The following is an 18112-nucleotide window of genomic DNA, read 5'->3' on the forward strand; positions in this document are numbered from 1 at the left end:
TTCAGCCGCGCGGTGCCGGGGCACTGGCGAGTTTCACGGCAGCGGCGGGTTGCCCGGCCTGACTGGCTTGCAACGCCTGACGTTGACGGGCGAGCGCGGCCAGGGTCTCGTCGCTGGCCATCGGCGTGTCCTGGGGTGTGACCACCGCGCCGGGGCGGACCCGCTGCAGGCCCTTGACCACGATGCGGTCACCCTTGTGCAGGCCTTCGCGGACGATGCGCAGGCCTTCGAGCTTGGGCCCGAGTTCGACGGTGCGGTAGCTGGCCTTGTTGTCGGCGTCCATCACCAGCACGAACTTCTTGCCCAGGTCGGTGCCGACCGCTTCGTCGTTGATCAGCGTCGCCGAGTAGGTGGCGCTGCCGACCAGCTTGAGCCGCGCGTACAGGCCGGGGGTGAACTGGCCGTCGCGGTTGTCGAACACCGCACGCCCACGGATGGTGCCGGTGCGCGGGTTGACCTGGTTGTCGACGAAGTTCATCTGGCCCAGGTGCGGGGTGCCGGCCTCGTTGGACAGGCCCAGGTACACGGGCGTGGACTGACCGCGCTGGCCATTGCGGGCCAGTTGCGTGTACTTGAGGTAGACGCGCTCGTCGGCATCGAAGTAGGCATACACCTTGTCGGTGGAGACCACGCTGGTCAACGGCGTAACGTCGGCGGTGACGATGTTGCCGGCGGTGAACTGGGCCCGGCTGACGCGGCCGCTGATCGGTGCGGTGACGCGGGTGAAGCTCAGGTTCAGGCGCGCCAAGTCCAGTTGCGCCTGGATCGCCGCCACGCCCGCGCGCGCTTCGGCGGCCGCGCTGCTGCGCGACTCGGCCAGCTCGGCGGAAATGGCGTTGCTGCTGCGCAGGCGCTGACCGCGCTGGGCTTCGTTCTCGCTGCGGCTGGCCGAGGCGCGGGCCTGTTGCAGTTGCGCCTCGAGCTGGCGGACCTGGGCCTGGAACGGGCGGGGGTCGATCTGGAACAGCAGGTCGCCCTTGTTGACCTGGGCGCCTTCGGTGAACGCGACGCGGTCGATCTGCCCGGACACGCGCGGGCGCACCTCGACGGTCTCCGGCGCCTCGAGGCGGCCGGTGAACTCGTCCCATTCGTTGATCGGCTGTTCCAGCACCTGGGCCACGCTGACCGTCGGTGCGCTGGCGGGCCGGGCGGTCTCCGGTGCCTGGCCGCATGCGCTGATCACCACGGCCGCCAGGGCGGCCAGGGGAAAGCGCAGGGATGTGAGTGAATGTTCCATGGAAAAATCCGCCAGAGTGAAGAAAGTGGGCGGATTCTGCGCGGCGCGCGCGGGGGGAACGAATCGAATGGGGCGAAGGTTATTATCACCCGGAGTGATGGGTGGGTAGGCAGGTAGGCCTGGCGGTCAGGATGGTGTCCTGTGTGCTCTGCCAGATCCCAAAGCCAGACTTCTAAAATCCGTCTCAAACTCGAGGGGCATGATCCCGAAGCGCCATAAGTCCATCGAATGCCTGCCAATTCGTTTCAACGCGCCTCGCAGGTCTACGGCGTATCCAAGAATCAGGAAAAACACTGTGTTGACGACGTAGATGCTTTCGTAGGCACGCGCCTATATGACAGCCAGAAGCGTCTGGCAGACAGATGAAAACTGCCGCTGATAACGTTTGATTGTCTCGAGGCGGATAACGCTCACGCGTGTTCATCTATCATCAAGGAGAGCAGGCGATGTACACAGGCATCATCAAGGAAGTTGGCGTATTGGCGGACATTGCCCAGCGCAAGGGTGTGGACGGTATCAGGGTCAGGACAACACGCGAGTTTCTTCGAGGTCTGGAGATCGGAGGCAGTATCGCCTTGAACGGAATCTGCCTCAGTGTGACGCGTCTGTACGAAGATGGCTTTGGTGCGGACGTGACGAACGCTACCGCCAAGGCAACCACCTTTCAGTTCTTGAACCCGCAGGATTCCGTGAATCTGGAGCGGTCTGCATCGCATGGGCAGGAGATAGGAGGGCATTTGACGGCAGGGCATGTGGACGGAATGGCGACTGTCACCCGTGTTGAATGGCTTGGCGAGGCGATGAGGCTGGGCGTCAAGGTTGCGCCTGAGCTTGTTCGGTATGTATTTGCCAAAGGGTTCCTCGCACTCGATGGGGCAAGCCTGACCGTTTCCAACGTCGTGTTGGATGCCGGGGAACTGGGGTTCAATCTGACGCCGGAAACCCTTCGGCAGACAACGTTTTCCAACATTGAGGTGGGGGACGTGCTGAACGTCGAAGTGGAGCCGACGACGCGGGTATTGGTCGATACGATGTTGAGAAGTCAGCGCTGACATGAGTCAGTTGTCTATGAGGTGAGTCATGTCGCGAGGGCAAGTTTTGGTAAAAGCCTCTTGTAAATGAACGACGCTGAATTAATAGACCTTTCAGGGCAGGCGGTGATGGACCGGACGCTATCGCGGGCAAGCCCGCTCCCACAGGCTCTGTGAAAACGCTTTCGTCGCCAAATTTCACACAGCCTGCACAGGTGGCGTTGCCATCGTGCTACTGCCTGCTTGAAATGAGTACCTGTGGGAGCTGGCTTGCCAGCGATAGGGCCTGTGCATTCACCTCAGGACTGCCAGGCCAGTGTTCAATCTGTCGGCCAGGGTAGGGTTCAGCACCGCTATCGCGGGCAAGCCCGCTCCCACAAAGTCCTGTGACACCCAGTCCCTCAGCCGCTGGACTGATCCTCCGGTGCCACCTGGCCTTCCGGCCAGTCGGGCCCTTTCTTGTGGGGTGGGTCGTCGGGGTGGGGTACGTAATTGCCCGGTTCCTTTTCGTCGTAATCGTCGACATAGGGATCCAGCGGGTAATCCGGCTCCGGCTCGGTGGGGTCTGACATGGCTGCTCTCCATCAATGAATGAATGGCTTGCTTGCATTAGGCTACAGACACGTCAAGCTGTTCACTCCCATTGCGGGCATAGGGAACCGTCGCCCCCGACAGGCACTCCATTTCTGCAACCGTTCGCGCCACCGAGGCCTCATGCTGATCAATACCTTGACCTTTCTGGTATCGCTGGCCGCCATGGAAGGCATCGCCTACCTGGCCCACAAGTACCTCATGCATGGCCCCGGCTGGGGCTGGCACCGCTCGCACCATGAGCCGCGCCAGGGCTGGTTCGAGAAGAACGACCTGTTCGCGGTGGTGTTCGCCGGGCTGGCCATCGTGCTGATCGCGTTGGGCAACGCAGGCTGGAACCCGCTGGAGTGGGTCGGTGCCGGGATGACCGCCTACGGGCTGCTGTACTTCGTCGCCCATGACGGCCTAGTCCATCGCCGCTGGCCGTTTCGCTACGTGCCGCGGCGTGGCTACTTCAAGCGCCTCTACCAGGCCCACCTGATGCACCACGCCGTGCAGGGCCGCGAGAACTGCGTGTCCTTCGGCTTCCTCTACGCGCCGCCTATCGATCGCCTGCGGGCAGAACTGCGGACGCGCCAGGGCGGTCCGTTGCGTCGCCCAGCGCGGGACGCTGCCACAGCCGAGCCGCGCGCTGCTTCGCCGGCCGTAGCCGAGAAATGAGCGCCTGGCCCAGGCCGACCGCGCAGGCGCCGAGCTTTTCCGCCTTCGAGGTGCTCAGCCGTCCATCCCAGGCCTGGGCACCCGCGGCCTTGACCTTCAGCCCGATCCGCCGGTAGACCCGCGCCGCCGTGGCCACGGCCCAGGCCGAACGCCAGGGCAGGGCGCCCATGCCGTCCCGAGCGCTGGCGTAGTACGGCTCGGCCTGCTCGACCAGGCGAACCGCCAGTTGCGCCAGCGCGGCGCGGTGCTCCGGCGCGGCCAGGCGGTCGGGCGGGATGCCGGCGGCTTCCAGCCATTGGCGGGGCAGGTAGCACCGCCCGACCTTGGCATCCTCGACGATGTCGCGCGCGATGTTGGTCAGTTGCATGCCCAGCCCCAGATCGCAGGCATGGTCGAGCACCCGTTCATCGCGCACACCCATGATCCGCGCCATCATCAGGCCGACCACCCCTGCGACGTGGTAGCAGTAGCGCAGGGTGTCGTCGAACGTGAGGTAGGCGTGGCCCTGCACGTCCATCGCAAACCCCTCGAGCAGGTCGAACGCTTCGCGCCGGCGGATGCCATGGCGCCGGGCGACGTACTGGAAGGCGGCGAAGGCCGGTTCGTGCATCGGCGCCTCGCCGTAGGCCGCCAGGGTCTGTTCGCGCAGGTGTACCAGGCGTCGCGCCGCCTCGGCCGGGTCGACCGGTTGCGCGTCGTGCCCGGCTTCCTGGCCATCGATCACGTCATCGCAGTGCCGGCACCAGGCGTAGAGCATCACCGCGCTGCGCCGGGTCGACGGCGCGAACAGCCGCGCCGCCGCCGCGAAGCTCTTGGAGCCGACGGCGATGCTGCGCTCGGCATGGGTCAGTAGCGCGTCGTCGCCTGTCGTCATCGGTGCAGGTCCTCGATCATCAGCCCGGCGGTGGCCTTGGCCGAGGCGATCACGCCAGGCACACCGGCGCCCGGGTGAGTGCCGGCGCCCACCAGGTAGAGGTTCTCGACCCGCGCATCGCGGTTGTGCGGGCGGAACCAGGCGCTCTGCTGCAGCACCGGTTCCAGCGAGAAGGCCGAGCCCAGGTGCGCGTTGAGGGTGTCGCGAAAGTCCAGCGGGGTGAAGATGCGGCTGGTCACCAGGTCACGCCGCAGCCCTGGCATGTAGTGGCGCTCGAGGTAGTCGAAGATCCGGTCGCGGTAGGCGGGCCCTTCCACCGACCAGTCGACCTCGGCGTTGCCCAGGTGCGGCACCGGTGCCAGCACGTAGTGCGCCGAACAGCCGGGCGGCGCCAGGCTCGGGTCGGTGGCGCATGGCGAATGCAGGTAGAGGGAGAAGTCCTCGGCCAGGTCCGGGCCATTGAAGATCGTGTCGATCAAGCCCTTGTAGCGCGCGCCGAAGCACACCGTGTGGTGCTCCAGCTGGGGTTGCGGGCGTGACAGGCCGAAGTGGATGACGAACAGCGAGTTGCTGAAGCGCTTGCCCTGCAGGCGTTGGCCTTCGGCGCGCCCGCGCGGGTGATGGCCCAGCAGGTGCTGGTAGGTGTGGACCACATCGGCGTTGGACGCCACCGCATCGGCCTGCCAGTGACGGCCGTCGTGGGTGCGCACGCCGGTCAGGCGATCGCCCTGGGTTTCCAGCGCCGCGACGTCGGCGTTGAGAGCCAGCTCGCCGCCCAGGTCCTGGAACAGGCGGACCATGCCATCGATCAGGGCGCCCGTACCGCCTTTGGGGAACCACACGCCCCACTGGCGTTCCAGGGCATGGATCAGCGTATAGATCGACGAGGTGGCGAACGGGTTGCCGCCGACCAGCAGCGCATGGAACGAGAACGCCTGGCGCAGCTTGTCGTTGCGGATGAAGCGCGACACCATGCCGTACACGCTGCGCCAGGCCTGCAGGCGCATCAGCTGCGGCCCGGCCTGGAGCATGTCGCGCAGGGACAGGAACGGCACCGCGCCCAGCTTCACGTAGCCTTCGTCGAACACCGCGCGCGAGTAATCCAGAAAGCGCCGGTAGCCGTCCACGTCGGCCGGGTCCAGGGCCTGGATCTGCCGCTCGAGGATGGCCTGGTCGTTGTTGTAGTTGAACACCGTGCCGTCTTCCCAGCACAGGCGGTAGAACGGATCGACCGGCAGCAGCTCGACGTAGTCTTCCAGGCGCTTGCCGGACACCTCGAACAACGCCTCGATGGCGCTCGGGTCGGTGATCACGGTGGGGCCGGCATCGAAGGTGAACCCTTCGTCCTTGTACACGTAGGCGCGCCCACCGGGCTTGTCGCGGCGTTCCAGCAGCGTGGTCCGTACGCCGGCGGCCTGCAGGCGGATGGCCAACGCCAGACCGCCGAAGCCTGCGCCGATGACGATTGCCGATTTGCCAGGGTTCATCGATGCTCCTTGAAATGCCTTGGGGAATGTCGCCACGCGGCGACGACGGCTTCACCGACCGGAACCGGTGGCTTGCCCATGAGAATCCGACTGCGGTCGCGCCAGGTGTTGCGACCCGCGTAGAAGCGTTCGATCAGCCCGTCGGGCAACTGGTAGAAGCGCTGCATCACCTGCCAGCGCTGCTCGGGCCGCCCGGCCAGGAACAGCATGCGGTTGAGTAGACGGTAAAAACCCTGGGTCCGCCAGTGCTCATGTGCATAGGCCCGCAGGTCGGCACCGAGTGCGGCGGCGTCGTCCAGGGGCTGGGTGACCAGCCAATCGGCCAGACGCACGGCGTCGGGCAGCGAGTAGCCGGTGGTGCTGTGGTACAGCCCGGCGCGCAGGCCGCTCAAGGGGTGCCCCTTGGCAGCGTTCCAGAACGCCTCGACGTCGCCGGCCAGGGTGATCGGCAGCACGCCGTGTTCCTCGCGCAGGCAGTCGACGATGGTCCAGCCCTGTTGCTGGGCGTACTCGGCGATGTGCGCACGCAGCTGCTCGGCGCTGGTGCGGTGCTGGTCCACGTAGTGGGTGTCCTCGATCAGCACGGTGTCGGCCGAGAACGGCAGTACGTAGACGAAGCGGTAGCCGTCGTGCTGGGCGACCCGGGCGTCCATGATGATCGGCGCGGTCAACCCGTGGGGGCGTTCCAGGCGCACCAGCTGGCCGAGGAAGGCCTGATGGCCCAGCACCAGGTGCGGGCTGCGCGGCGCGCCGCGACCATCGATGACTACCTTGGCGCGCAGGTGGCGGCCGTCGGCCAGGCGCACCTCGGTCGGGGTCAGCGAATGGATCGGCTGGTTCAGCCAGAGGGCGTCGCCCAGCGCATCGGTCAGGACCTGGGCAAACCGCTCGCCGGTGATGCTGGCATAGCCGCTGGGCAAGGTGCGGCTGTAGGCCGGGAAGTGCACCCGGTAGCTCGACCAGCGCTGGGCCACGAAGGGCGCGATCCACTGCTGCTGGTGCGGGGTCAGGTCGGTCGTGTGGAACGACCAGGTGTGGCTGCCGCCCAGTGCGTCGGCCTGGTCCAGGCACAGGATGTTCAGCTCGGGACGGCACTGGCGCAACCGCCAGGCGATCAGGCCGTTGGCCAGGCCGGTGCCGGCGAGAATCAGGTCATAGGTCATCGACGGTTTCCAAAGGTGAGGACGCAGGCACGCCCAGGGCGGCCTCGATCAGGTCCGCCGCGCGCGCCGCGCCACCACTGGCAGCCAGGGCCTCGGCCTGCCGGGCATGGGCCTGGGTCGGCAACGCGAGCACCTGGCGCAGGGCGTCGGCAATACGCCGGGTACTGGCGCGGCGCGACAGGCTCAGGCCCAGGCGGTGGTGCGCGACCCGGGCGGCGACGCCGTGCTGGTCGAAGGCAATCGGCATCACCAGCATCGGCGTATGCGCGACGATGGCGTCCAGCACGGTATTCAGGCCACCATGGGTCACCACGGCATCGGCCTGTTCCAGGATCCAGCGCTGCGGCGCGAAGTCGGTGACCCAAGTGGCGCCGCAGCGCTGCAAGGTCGCCTCCTGGGCAGGGTCGAGACCCCCGCAGTGGGCCACCAGCAACTGGACGTCCAGGGCGCGGCAGGCGCGGGCGATGCGCTGGAACTGGCGCAGACGCCCGCCTTGCAGCGTCCCCAGGCTGGCGAACACCAACGGCCGGTTCGGGTCGATGGGCCAGGCGCCAGGGCGATCGGGTGTGGCGCGGCGCAGCGGCCCGACCGGGTGGAAATGCGCCGGCAAGCTCTGGCGTGGAAAGTCCAGCGCGGCCGGTGTCTGGCTCAACTGCAGCCAGGGCGACAGGTAGGCGTGCAGGCCACGGCGCGGTGGCACGCCCAGGCGCCGGGCGCCCTGCATCAACGCGGCGTCCACCGGTTTCATCAGCCAGTCGTAGACCTGCGTGCTGGCGTGGCAACGTCGCAGGCTGTAGGGGGCCTGGCCGGGGGCGAAGGGCATCACCGGCAGGGGCAGGCCGTCTTCCCGATTGACCGGCAAGGCGCAGGCCAGCGACACGAAGGGCAGGCCCAGTGCTTCGGCCACCAGGCCACCGGCGCCCTCCATCTGGTCGCAGAGCACCGCCTCAATGTGCTGGGCGGCGAAGGCGGCGGGCAGGTGCTCGATGAACAAGCGACTGGTATCGGCCAGCTGGCGGATCAGTCGGTGCAAGGCCCACGGCGTGGAGGGCGACGCGGCCAGGCGCAACTGGGCGTCCAGGGTGCCGGGTGGGCGACTGTCCACACCGATCGGCTGGAAGCCGATACGCCGGTCCTGAAGCCAACGCGCGGCGTCGACCTGGTGAAAGAAGGTGACGCGGTGGCCACGGTCGAGCAGGGCGCCGGACAGCACCTCGAACGCCTGGAAGTGGCTGGCATAGGCGGGCGCCACCACGGCGAAATGGGTCATGGCAGCAGAGGCGCCTGACGCAAGGCGGCCAGATCGGCCGAGCCGGTGCAGAAGCAGGCGATGCGCAGCTGCTGCAGGAGGATACGGAAATGCTCGACCACCGCCTCGGTGGAATCCGTGGCGGCGACCAGCACCCCGGCGGCCTGGCCGACCAGGTCGGCGCCCAGGCGGATCGCCTTGGCGGCGTCCAGGCCAGTGGCGATGCCGCCCGAGGCGATCAGTGGCGTTTCGGGCAAGGCTTCGCGCACCTGGCGCACACAGGTGGCCGCCGGAATGCCCCAGCCGGCGAAGGCGTCGGCCACGGCACGGTCACTGGCCGACACGGCGCGCTCGGCTTCCACCGCCGCCCAGCTGGTGCCGCCGGCACCGGCCACGTCGATCACCTGCACCCCGGCCTCCACCAGTTGCCGTGCGACCGCCGCCGAGATCCCGGCGCCGACCTCTTTTGCGATCACCGGCACCGGCAAGCGCTGGGTCAAGCGCTCCAGATGCGCCAGCACCCCGCGCCAGTCGCGATCGCCTTCCGGCTGTACGGCTTCCTGCAAGGGGTTGAAGTGGATGATCAGGCCATTGGCCTCGAGGCTGTCGACCGCGCGTTGCGCCAGGTCCAGGCCATCGGGCTGGAGCAACTGCGCCGCGCCCAGGTTGCCCAGCAGGGGGATGCGCGGGGCCAGTCGGCGCAGTTCGCGGGTCAGGCCATGGTCATGCACCGAGGTCAGGCTGACCCGCTGCGAGCCTACGCCCATGGCGATGCCCAGTTCCTGCGCCGCTTCGGCCAGGTGCCGGTTGATGTGGGTCGCGCGACGCGCCCCGCCGGTCATGGAGCTGATCAGCAGGGGGGCGTCCAGCGCGATGCCCAGCAGTTGGCTGCGCAGGTCGATCTGGCGCAGGTCCAGCTCTGGCAGGGCGCAGTGTTCGAAACGGATCGCCGACCAGCCGGCATCGACGTCGACGGTCGCGCGGCGGGGGTCCAGCACGATGTCCAGGTGTTCATCCTTGCGACGGGTCAGGTCGGGTTCGCGCATGCTTGCTCCAGGTAGCCAGGAATCATCGGTACGGCGTGTTGTCAGTGCACATGGGTGTTGTACAAGATCGGTAGGGCTGTACAGCTTTGAGTCGCATCAAGGCTCAGGCAACGCCGCATTGCAGACGTTCCCGACAGGCCGAAAAACCTTGGGCTACGCTCAACACGTGAGCGACAGGTCCGTTTCGACGCCGTACATTCACCACCTGGCCCGCCGAAGGCCTGATAACAAGCACAGAGGGAACGATGGCCGCACACTTGTCCGCAACTATAGACACAGGGATCGACATTCACCTGCAGCAGCTGCGCGAGGGCTTGGAGCGTCGGCTCGACAGCCTGTTGCCGGTGGCGGGCAACGAGCGTGACCTGGTGGCGCTGGCGATGCGTGACGGCACCTTGGCGCCGGGCAAGCGCCTGCGTCCGCTGCTGCTGATGCTCGCCACCGAAGGCCTGGGTGGCCCGGCGCAGGCGGCCCTGGACCTGGGCTGCGCCGTGGAGATGGTGCATGCCGCCTCGCTGGTGCTGGACGACCTGCCGTGCATGGACGATGCGTTGATGCGCCGTGGCCGTCCGACCGTGCACCTGACGTTCGGCCAGGACGTGGCCATTCTGGCGGCGATCGCGCTGCTGTCGCGGGCCTTCGCGGTGATCGCGGCGATCGAGGACGTCCCGGCCCTGGCGCGTACCCAGTTGGTGACCCGGTTGTCCGAGGCCGTGGGTAGTCAGGGGTTGGTGCAGGGGCAGTTCCAGGACCTGCACGACGGCACCCAGGCGCGCACCGCTGCGCAGATCGCCACCACCAACCAGCTCAAGACGGGGGTGCTGTTCAGTTCCATCCTGGACATGGCCTGCATCATCAGCGACGCCTCGCCCCATTGCCGGGCGCTGCTCGGGCAGTTCGCCCAGGACCTGGGCCAGGCCTTCCAGCTGCATGACGACCTGTGTGATTGTGACCCGGCCAGTGGCAAGGACCTCGGTAAGGATGCCGGCAAGTCGACGCTGGTGGCGCTGTGTGGCGAGGCCGAGGTACGTGAGCGGCTGTTGGAGCACTTGGCACGGGCGGATGACTGTCTGGCGCAGAGTTTGGGGGGGAGCGATACCTTGGGGCGGTATGTGCAGGCGATGTTTGCCAAGATGCGGGGGTGAGGCCAGTGTCTGGCTTGGCTGGTGAAGCCTGGGTTGTCTGACACATTGATGTTGCTGATTTTACGGGCCCTGCGGGCCCGATCGCGGCACTGGGGCCGCTCCCACACCCGTAGCTCCACCGCGGCGTTGCAGACTATGGCGGTTCCTGTAGGAGTGGCCCCTGCCGGGGCGCCATACCGACCGCGATAGGGCCCGCAGGACCGGTAAAGTCGACAGTGCGACGCCAATGGGGTAGGCGGACTCTTACAAGAAGCGCAATGGTTGCAACGCTGCGGTGGGGCTACGGGTGTGGGAGCGGCCCCTGTGCCGCGATCGGGCCCGCAGGGCCCGTAAAATCAACCACGCGGTATCCTTTCAAGGCGCTGCCTGCACCGTCGCCGCCACCACTGCCTCCAACCCATTCAGGTAATCCCCAAACCCTTCCCGCGCCCGGCAATCACGTCGGCTGCTGGTGGCCACGCTGTGCCGGGCCGTCCAGACGATCTGGGCGCCGTGCGCTTCCAGCGCCTTGACCAGGTGCACGTCCTCGTGGGCCGCCAGCGCCGGGAAGCCCCCGACCCGCTGATACGCCTCGGCCGACACGCCCAGGTTGGCCCCATGGATGTGTCGATGGCCTTCGATGGCCTGGTAGCGGCTGTTGTACAGCTCCCGCAGCGCCATTCCTTGCCACGGCTGCCAGCGGTCGATGTGCACGGTTCCGCACACGGCATCGGCGGCGCAGTGCACCTGCCAGGACAACCAGTGCGAAGGCACGCGGCTGTCGGCGTCGGTGCAGGCCAGCCAGCGGGCGCCACGCTCGAGCATGAACGCAGCGCCGGCACGCCGGGCGATGCCGACGTTGCCGGCATCCACCTTCAAGGTCAGTACTCCATGACGCCGCGCGATCGCTTCGCTGCCATCGCTGCAGCGGTCGAGCACCACCACCACCTCGACCCGATGCCCGGCCTGCTCGACGTCCAGCATCGCCAGCCGCAGCGCGCGCAAGCAATGGCCTAGGCGCCTGGCCTCGTTGTGCGCCGGGATCACCACGCCGATCATGAGCAGGTCTCGTCGAGGTCGACCACGCTCGGCTGGCAGGACCAGTATTCGAGCAGGAAGTCCGCCTCTTCGTGACGGAACACCGAGTACAGCGGCAGGTGCTTGGCCAACAGGTCGTGCACCTCGCGACCGTCCTGCGGGCAACCGGCGATCGGGTGGCGCCAGTGGCAGGCCAGCAGGCCCCCGTCGTAGGTCAGGCTGGCCACCGATTGCTCGATCACCTGCAGCCATTCGGTCGGGTTGAGGTAGTAGCCCACTTCGCTGAGCACGATCAGGTCGAAGCTGCCACCTGGCCAATCCGCCGGCAGGTGACCCTGTTCGACGCTGGCATTGGTGAACCCGGCCAACCGCGAGCGCGCCAGGTCGACCGCATTGGGGTCCAGGTCCTGGCAGAGCAGGGCGGCGCAACGCTCGGCGAGCTGCGCGCTCAATTCACCGTTGGCGCAGGCCGGCTCGAAGATGCGTTCGTAGCATTGCCGGGGCAGGCTGGCCATTACCAGATCACGCTTACGCCGCTCGTACCAGCGCGTGCGGAAGGCCCATGGGTCGTCGTTACCGGCGTACAGGTCAGCGAAATATTGCGCGTCGAGGCTCATAGGAACACCAGTTCGAAAGGTTGCAGAAGGCAGTCCAGCAGCAGCGGCGGGACCACGGGAGGGCGGTCGCCATCGGGTTGCAGCTGCGTGAGATGGGCGTGGATGGCCTCGCGCTTGCGCGCCAGGCGTTCGGGGTTCAGGCGTACACGGCGGGCACGTGACCAGGGCAGCCGGGGATCGTCGGGCTCGGCCCAGTGCCAGGCCCAGACCGGGATTTCGCACAGGGTCGCCTGGCGGGCGGCCGCCACCTGAGCGCAGGCGCGGCCAATGGCTTCATGGTCGCAATGACCGTCGCCGCGCCAGGTGGTGATCAGCAGATCGCCCGGCGCGAGCAGCCGGTTGAGGTGGCTGACGAGGTAGGCCTCGTCATGGGCGACGCCGCCGTCGGTCAGGTTCAGGCGCTCCCAGGTCAAGGCGTTGAGGTCGAGCTTGAGCCGCTGCAGGGCATGCCGACTCTCCTGGACGCGCTGGCGGCGCAGGGCAGGTTGCGGCCATTGCTCGGAGCCTGGGTGGCTGCCTTCGCCATCGGTGGCGGAAACCAGGACCAGGTCCTGTTCACGGCCTTCGAACCCCGCCATCAGGCCACCGGCCATGAGGATCTCGTCATCCGGGTGCGGGGCGACGATCACGGTGCGGCGACCTGGCACGCACAGGGTCTCAGGCTCGATCCAGCCGGCGCGCGCCAAGTGGGCCGACCGTTTCCAATCGGACCAAGGCCTGCCCTGGCTGGCCTGGATCAGGTTTTCGCTCATAGTCGCCAGGCCTTCTCTGGAGTGTCGATGAGGTGTTCGCCCAGGCCGGCCAGGTCGCGTTCGGCGTGGCTCTGGCGCAGGTATACCGGCAGGTCCGCACTCAAGCGGGCGAAGTGAGGCGTGCGGCAGAAGGGCGTGGCGCCCAAGGCGCGGCCGACGTGTTCGATGACCTGGGTCACGGCGTGCTCGACATGCGCCCTGGTACGGCAGACCGGGTATTGGGCATTGGCTTCGGGCTGGGCGTCGATCCACGCCGCACAGTCGCGCAGCGCGGCCCGCGCGCCGAACAGGGCAGCGTCCACGGCGCCGAGGTGGGCCAGGGCATGGGGGTCGTGACGACGTGCCTGGCAATGGGCACGCAGGTACTCGGCCAGGGCTTCGGCCGCCCCGTACCAGCACGCCGCGATGCCCGCGCCGCCGTGCCAGAAGCCCGGTCGCGAGAGGTATTGCCCCGGACCGCCCACGGCAATCCCGGGCGTGTCGTCGAACAAAACGTCGACGCTGGCAGTGCTGGCCATGCCCACAGCCTGCCAGCCCTCGGTGTGCAGGCGCAGGCTCGGGTCCTTGAGGTCGATGGCTACCAGCTGCGGCCGGTCATCCTGGTCCCAGGCGGTGATCAATGCACGGTCGATCTGCTGCGCGCCGGAACACCAGGCCTTGCGTCCACCGAGGCGGACCTGGTCACCGTGCTGGGCGGTGATCTTGGCACGTGCATCCGGCGGTTCGGCGGCCCAGACACCCCACAGTTCGCCCTCCACCAGGTGCGCACCCGCGCACTCGGCAAGGATGGCCAGGGCATCGGTATGACCTTCGTAGAGTTTCGCCAGGGCCAGGTCGCACCCGGCCACCTGTGCCAGGGTCTGCCAGCGTTGCAGGGTATGGCCCTGACCGGGCAGGGGCAGACGGTCGAGCTCGGCGTCGCGCAGCAGGCCCATCAGTTCGGCCAGGCGTGGCTCGGGGGTCATCGTGCGCAGGCGCTCGCCGAAGGACGCAAGCAGCGGCGCCAGGGCCGTAGGGGTGGGCTTCATGACGCGGCCTGCGTCAGTGTGTTCTTTTTCCAGCCCCTGAGGTTCATGCCGCAGAGCACGAACTGCAGCACGATCAGGGCCCAGGCTTGCAGTTGCCAGCCCCAGACCACCCACAGCAGATTGCTGGCGATGAAGCAGCAGAACCCCACACGACGGCGGTTGGGGCGGCGTGAGCCGATGCACCAGGCCGCCAGCACCGTCAGCGCCATGGCCGGCCATTGCAGCAGGTCGATCAGTCGTTCCATCAGGTCATTCCCATTGTCTTGCGCATCTTCGCGGTGATCGATTGGCGAACGCTCCAGAACGCCGCCCACGGGTCCTGCGTCTGGCGCAGGCGTTCACCGATGTTGCCCAGGTGCCAATGGTTGGCACCCTTGAGCGTGGGGAGTTCCTCACGATCGATCGGCACCGACACCGGCAGGCCTTCGCGGGCGCGCAGCGAGAAGGGGCACACCGTGGTCGCGCCACGGCCATTGCGCAGGTAATCGATGAAGATCCGCCCGACCCGGTTCTGCGGGCCGGCCACCCCGGACAGACGCTCCGGGAACAGCCCTGCGAGGTAATCGACCAACGCGTGGGTGAAGTCCTTCACCTCGTCCCAGCCCGCTCGACGGGTCAACGGCACCACCACGTGCATGCCTTTGCCGCCGCTGGTCTTGAGGAACGCCTGGAGCCCCAGCTCGTCGAGCAGCGTCAGCGTCAGTTGGGTGGCTTCGACCATGGCCTTCCACGGCAGGGCCGGGTCGGGGTCCAGGTCGAGCACGAAACGGTCCGGGCGGTCGAAGGCCTTGTCGGTGGCATTCCAGGTGTGCAGCTCCACGGTGTTCATCTGCACGGCGCCGAGCAGGGCCTCGGGACCGTCGATGATCATCACCGGCTGCCCGACCTCGGTCTTGGGGTAGGTACGCAACGTCGGGATCTTCAAGTGACCGGCGTTCTTCTGGAAGAACAGCTCGCCGCCCAGCCCGTCAGGCGCACGGACCAGCGCCACGGGGCGGGCCAGCAGGTGCGGCAGGATGCGCTCGGCCACTGAGGCGTAGTAGTCGGCCACCTGGCGTTTGGTCAGGCCATGACTGGGGTCGATCACCCGCTCTGGATGCGTCAGGCGCAAGGTGGTGCGTGGTGCAGACCGGGCGATGTCGGCCGAAGGCAGGGGACGCTCCAGATCGATGGCCTTGGCCGGTTTGTCATCGCGCACGCCGTGGAACACCGCATGGCGCACCAGGCCGTCACGGGTCATCTGCGCGTAGGCGACCTCGGCCAGCAGGTGCGGGCGCAGCCAGTGCACACCACGGGCCTGGGCACCGCTGGGTGGGTTGGCGAGCGGAGTGTGCTTGGCGTGCAAGGGCGTCAGGCGCTGATGAAGGCTGTCCAGGGTCTCGGCGGTGAACCCGGTGCCGACCCTGCCGGCATAGCGCAGGGTATCGCTGTCTGGGTCATGCAGCCCCAGCAGCAGCGCGCCGAAGCGGCTGCGGCTGCCTTTCGGATCGGTGTAGCCGACGATCACGAACTCCTGGCGCTGCTTGCACTTGAGCTTGATCCAGTCCTGGCTGCGCTGGCCGCTGTAGAGGCTGTCGGCGCGTTTGCCGATCAGGCCTTCGAGCTGCAGCGAACAGGCGCTTTCGAGCAGGGAGTCGACCGGTTCGTCGAAATCCTGGGAGTATTTGAGCAGCGGGCTGTCGCTCCCGGCGAGCAGGGCCTGCAACGCCTCGCGCCGTGCGCTGAGAGGCTGCTGGCGCAGGTCCTGGCCGCCAAGAAACGGCAGGTCGAACACGTAATAGGTGATCGACTCGCCGTGCGCCGTGTCGAAGGCATTCTGCAGCGCCTGGAAGTCGGCATGGCCTTCGTCGTCGGTGACCACCACCTCGCCGTCGAGCCAGGCCGAGTCCACCCCCAATCCACGCAGCGCCTCGACCTGGTGCGTCAGCTTGGCGCTCCAGTCGTTGCCACTGCGGGTGAACAGCCGAACGTCGTCGCCCTCGATGCGTGCCAGAATGCGGTAGCCGTCGAACTTCACCTCGTAGCGCCAGTCGCCGTCGGGCGGCGCATCTACCGGGGTGGCCAGTTGAGGCGTCAGGGTGTCCGGTAGCGTGCGCTCCTGGGGTGTGGAGGCACGTGGGCGGGCCTTCGAGGTCTTGGCGGTGCGTTTGGAGGCCTTAGGCGGGGCGGATGTCGCCTTGGAGGCTGGCGCGAGGGTGCGGTCGCTGATCACGCTGTCCGGTTGGGCGTCGACGATGCTGTAGTCCGCCTCGCTGCGCGCCTGATCATCGTGGGACTTGACCAGCATCCATTGCTCTTTCTTGCCCGCCAGACGGGTGCGAAACAGGTTCCAGGTGCCGGAAAGCTTCTCGCCATTGAGGCGAAAGCGCAGCTTGCCCTTGGCATAGGCGGCCTGTGCATCGCCCTCCGGCTCCCAGGTGCCCCGGTCCCAGACAATAACGTCGCCTGCGCCGTAATGACCTTCAGGGATATGGCCTTCGAAGTCAGCGTAGTCGAGGGGATGATCCTCGACGTGCACGGCCAGGCGCTTGACCGACGGGTCCAGCGACGGCCCCTTGGGCACCGCCCAGCTCTTGAGCGTGCCGTCCAGTTCCAGGCGAAAGTCGTAGTGCAGGTGGCTGGCGTCGTGTTTCTGGATGCAGAACTGCAAGGCGTGGCGCGTCGTAGCGCCCTGGGTCTTGCCAGAGGGTTCCGGCGTGGCGGCGAAGTCGCGCTTGCGCTGATATTCCTGCAGAGGCTTGGCCATGCTCGCGTCCCCGTGCGGTTTGCCTGTCCTGTTGGTGGGAGGCACGGGCGCCTGTCAGAGTTCCCTTGCCGCCTCGCCAGGGCCGTCGACAAAAAGTCTGAATCATTGCGCGGGGCAGGGGGTCGATTGTCATGAACCCACTTGATGGAGCGCCGACATGGCCAAGGCAGATGAACCCCAGACCTGGAAGCGAACCGAGATCGACACCATCGAGGACCGTATGGGCAGCGTGCACGAACTCGACTTCAACGAGTCCGACGAACATGAAGGCCGTGCGGGCGACCTGCGCGATCCTCGGGAAGTGGCCCATGAATTTCCGGCCGAGCGCGTGGCCGAAAGCGGCATGACCGGCGGTGAGGCCCTGAGCGATACCGTTCAGGAAGACGGCGTGACCATGGACGACATGAGCCCCAGCACACTGCTGGACGAGACCGGTGCACGCGACCCCGACGAACTGGGCTCCGGCCGGCCGGCCGACCAGTCGCTGACCCACGTCGATGCCGAAGAGATCGGTGGCGGCCTTGGCCTGGACGAGGCCGAACTGGCGCGCTCCAACCCGTTGGACGGCAAGCCGTGGACCGATGACGTTGTAGACGACGACACTGAGAGGAACTGATCATGAGCGAACAACGCTGTGCCTGCGCGCACTGCTCGTGCACCGTAGACGCCACCACCGTGACCCAGGGTGACAAGGCCTACTGCTGCGAAGCCTGCGCCAACGGCCACAAGGACAACCAGCACTGCCGCATGAACGACTGCGATTGCGCGGCTGCGGTGCAACCCAACGAGAAAAACGTCGACAACGCGCTCGACGAGACCTTCCCCGCGAGCGATCCGATCTCGCCGTGAGGCCGTGACCCAGGGCCGGCTGCCCGCTGAAACGCACGTGGCCGTCGCTGCGTGCCGGGCTTGAGCCGGCCCCGGGCGTCTCAAGCCCTGACCTGCGACTACAGCGTGCGTGTCATCATCACCGTGTTGCCAGGGCCCTCTGGCGCCTCTTCATGGCGCCTGTATCCCATCCTTTCGTAAAAGCCCACCGCCGTGGTCGACGAGCGAACGTGCAGACGTTCCAGCCCGGCCGCCACCGCCAGTGTATGAAGCGCCTCCAGCAATTGCCTGCCCACGCCCAGGCCTTGGCAGTCAGGTAGGATGAACACGGTCCTGACGAATCCGGCATCCAGGCTGGCCGTGCCAACTACGTGGCCGTCACGCGTGGCCACCAGCATCCAGCGCTGCTGTAGCAGGTCGTCGATCGCGGCAGGCGTGAAACGCTGAACGAGCCGTTCGATCGCCGCCGGTGGATAGTCGAGTGTATCGAGCGCTTGCAACGCACGGGTCACGACGTCGCTGATGGGTGAGGCGTCGGCAGCGGTAGCGCGACGGATGACGAGGGACATGAGGCCTCCGGATGCGGTCAGGGCAACGCGTACCAGGCGCCACACGCGACGCTCGCCTGGCAGTGCGACAGG

At 67.2% G+C, this 18112-nt stretch carries 17 protein-coding genes; 4 read left to right on the forward strand and 13 right to left on the reverse strand.

The window, feature by feature from the left end; genetic code table 11:
• Position 1: 1 nt before the first annotated feature.
• Entirely contained in the window at positions 2-1237 is a 1236-nt protein-coding gene (locus APT63_09585; protein AMA45857.1) for an efflux transporter periplasmic adaptor subunit, read from the reverse strand.
• 446 nt (positions 1238-1683) lie between these two features.
• Here APT63_09585 and APT63_09590 point away from each other — a divergent pair, with 446 nt between their 5' ends.
• Positions 1684-2289, forward strand: a complete 606-nt coding sequence (locus APT63_09590) for a hypothetical protein (GenBank protein AMA45858.1) — start codon at positions 1684-1686, stop codon at positions 2287-2289.
• 1111 nt (positions 2290-3400) lie between these two features.
• Here APT63_09590 and APT63_09595 read toward each other — a convergent pair.
• The 5 genes from APT63_09595 to APT63_09615 are packed head-to-tail and all read right to left on the reverse strand — an operon-like array spanning position 3401 to position 9338.
• Complete coding sequence (locus tag APT63_09595) at positions 3401-4393, reverse strand: phytoene synthase (GenBank protein ID AMA45859.1); 993 nt, start codon at positions 4391-4393, stop codon at positions 3401-3403.
• Positions 4390-5880 carry a phytoene dehydrogenase gene (locus tag APT63_09600; GenBank protein AMA45860.1) on the reverse strand — a complete coding sequence of 497 codons (1491 nt, stop codon included), beginning with the start codon at positions 5878-5880 and terminating at the stop codon, positions 4390-4392. Before APT63_09600 ends, APT63_09595 begins: the two co-directional genes overlap by 4 nt.
• Positions 5877-7043, reverse strand: a complete 1167-nt coding sequence (locus APT63_09605) for a lycopene cyclase (GenBank protein ID AMA45861.1) — start codon at positions 7041-7043, stop codon at positions 5877-5879. The genes APT63_09600 and APT63_09605 overlap by 4 nt, the downstream gene beginning before the upstream one ends.
• Complete coding sequence (locus tag APT63_09610) at positions 7033-8313, reverse strand: zeaxanthin glucosyltransferase (protein ID AMA45862.1); 1281 nt, start codon at positions 8311-8313, stop codon at positions 7033-7035. Before APT63_09610 ends, APT63_09605 begins: the two co-directional genes overlap by 11 nt.
• Positions 8310-9338, reverse strand: coding sequence for a type 2 isopentenyl-diphosphate Delta-isomerase (locus APT63_09615; protein ID AMA45863.1), 1029 nt, complete (start codon positions 9336-9338; stop codon positions 8310-8312). Before APT63_09615 ends, APT63_09610 begins: the two co-directional genes overlap by 4 nt.
• A gap of 245 nt (positions 9339-9583) precedes the next feature.
• On the opposite strand from APT63_09615, the gene APT63_09620 reads away from it, so the two are divergent.
• A complete protein-coding gene (locus APT63_09620; GenBank protein ID AMA45864.1) occupies positions 9584-10483 on the forward strand; it encodes a geranylgeranyl pyrophosphate synthase in 900 nt (299 codons plus the stop codon).
• Positions 10484-10837: 354 nt separating this feature from the next.
• On the opposite strand, the gene APT63_09625 is transcribed toward APT63_09620, so the two are convergent.
• The 6 genes from APT63_09625 to ligD are packed head-to-tail and all read right to left on the reverse strand — an operon-like array spanning position 10838 to position 16643.
• Positions 10838-11521 (reverse strand): glycosyl transferase, encoded by a 684-nt coding sequence (locus APT63_09625; protein AMA45865.1) that lies wholly within the window; start codon positions 11519-11521, stop codon positions 10838-10840.
• Positions 11518-12117, reverse strand: a complete 600-nt coding sequence (locus APT63_09630) for a methyltransferase (GenBank protein ID AMA45866.1) — start codon at positions 12115-12117, stop codon at positions 11518-11520. Before APT63_09630 ends, APT63_09625 begins: the two co-directional genes overlap by 4 nt.
• Positions 12114-12869, reverse strand: coding sequence for an acetylglucosaminylphosphatidylinositol deacetylase (locus APT63_09635; protein AMA45867.1), 756 nt, complete (start codon positions 12867-12869; stop codon positions 12114-12116). The genes APT63_09630 and APT63_09635 overlap by 4 nt, the downstream gene beginning before the upstream one ends.
• Positions 12866-13897: an acyl-CoA dehydrogenase gene (locus APT63_09640; protein ID AMA45868.1), complete on the reverse strand. Its 1032-nt coding sequence runs from the start codon at positions 13895-13897 to the stop codon at positions 12866-12868. Before APT63_09640 ends, APT63_09635 begins: the two co-directional genes overlap by 4 nt.
• Positions 13894-14142 (reverse strand): amino acid transporter, encoded by a 249-nt coding sequence (locus tag APT63_09645; protein ID AMA45869.1) that lies wholly within the window; start codon positions 14140-14142, stop codon positions 13894-13896. The genes APT63_09640 and APT63_09645 overlap by 4 nt, the downstream gene beginning before the upstream one ends.
• Positions 14142-16643 (reverse strand): ATP-dependent DNA ligase, encoded by a 2502-nt coding sequence (gene ligD, locus APT63_09650; GenBank protein AMA45870.1) that lies wholly within the window; start codon positions 16641-16643, stop codon positions 14142-14144. The genes APT63_09645 and ligD overlap by 1 nt, the downstream gene beginning before the upstream one ends.
• Positions 16644-16800: 157 nt before the next feature.
• Here ligD and APT63_09655 point away from each other — a divergent pair, with 157 nt between their 5' ends.
• Together APT63_09655 and APT63_09660 are read left to right on the forward strand one after the other, a co-directional pair.
• Complete coding sequence (locus APT63_09655) at positions 16801-17259, forward strand: phosphotransferase system, HPr-related protein (protein AMA45871.1); 459 nt, start codon at positions 16801-16803, stop codon at positions 17257-17259.
• Positions 17260-17261: 2 nt separating this feature from the next.
• The gene (locus APT63_09660; protein AMA45872.1) at positions 17262-17492 is read left to right on the forward strand and encodes a metallothionein; all 231 of its coding nucleotides are present in this window, start codon (positions 17262-17264) and stop codon (positions 17490-17492) included.
• Between the two features lie 98 nt (positions 17493-17590).
• Here APT63_09660 and APT63_09665 read toward each other — a convergent pair whose 3' ends face one another.
• Complete coding sequence (locus APT63_09665) at positions 17591-18040, reverse strand: hypothetical protein (protein ID AMA45873.1); 450 nt, start codon at positions 18038-18040, stop codon at positions 17591-17593.
• Between the last annotated feature and the right edge of the window lie 72 nt (positions 18041-18112).

It is taken from the genome of Pseudomonas monteilii, assembly GCA_001534745.1.
Lineage (GTDB): Bacteria > Pseudomonadota > Gammaproteobacteria > Pseudomonadales > Pseudomonadaceae > Aquipseudomonas > Aquipseudomonas alabamensis.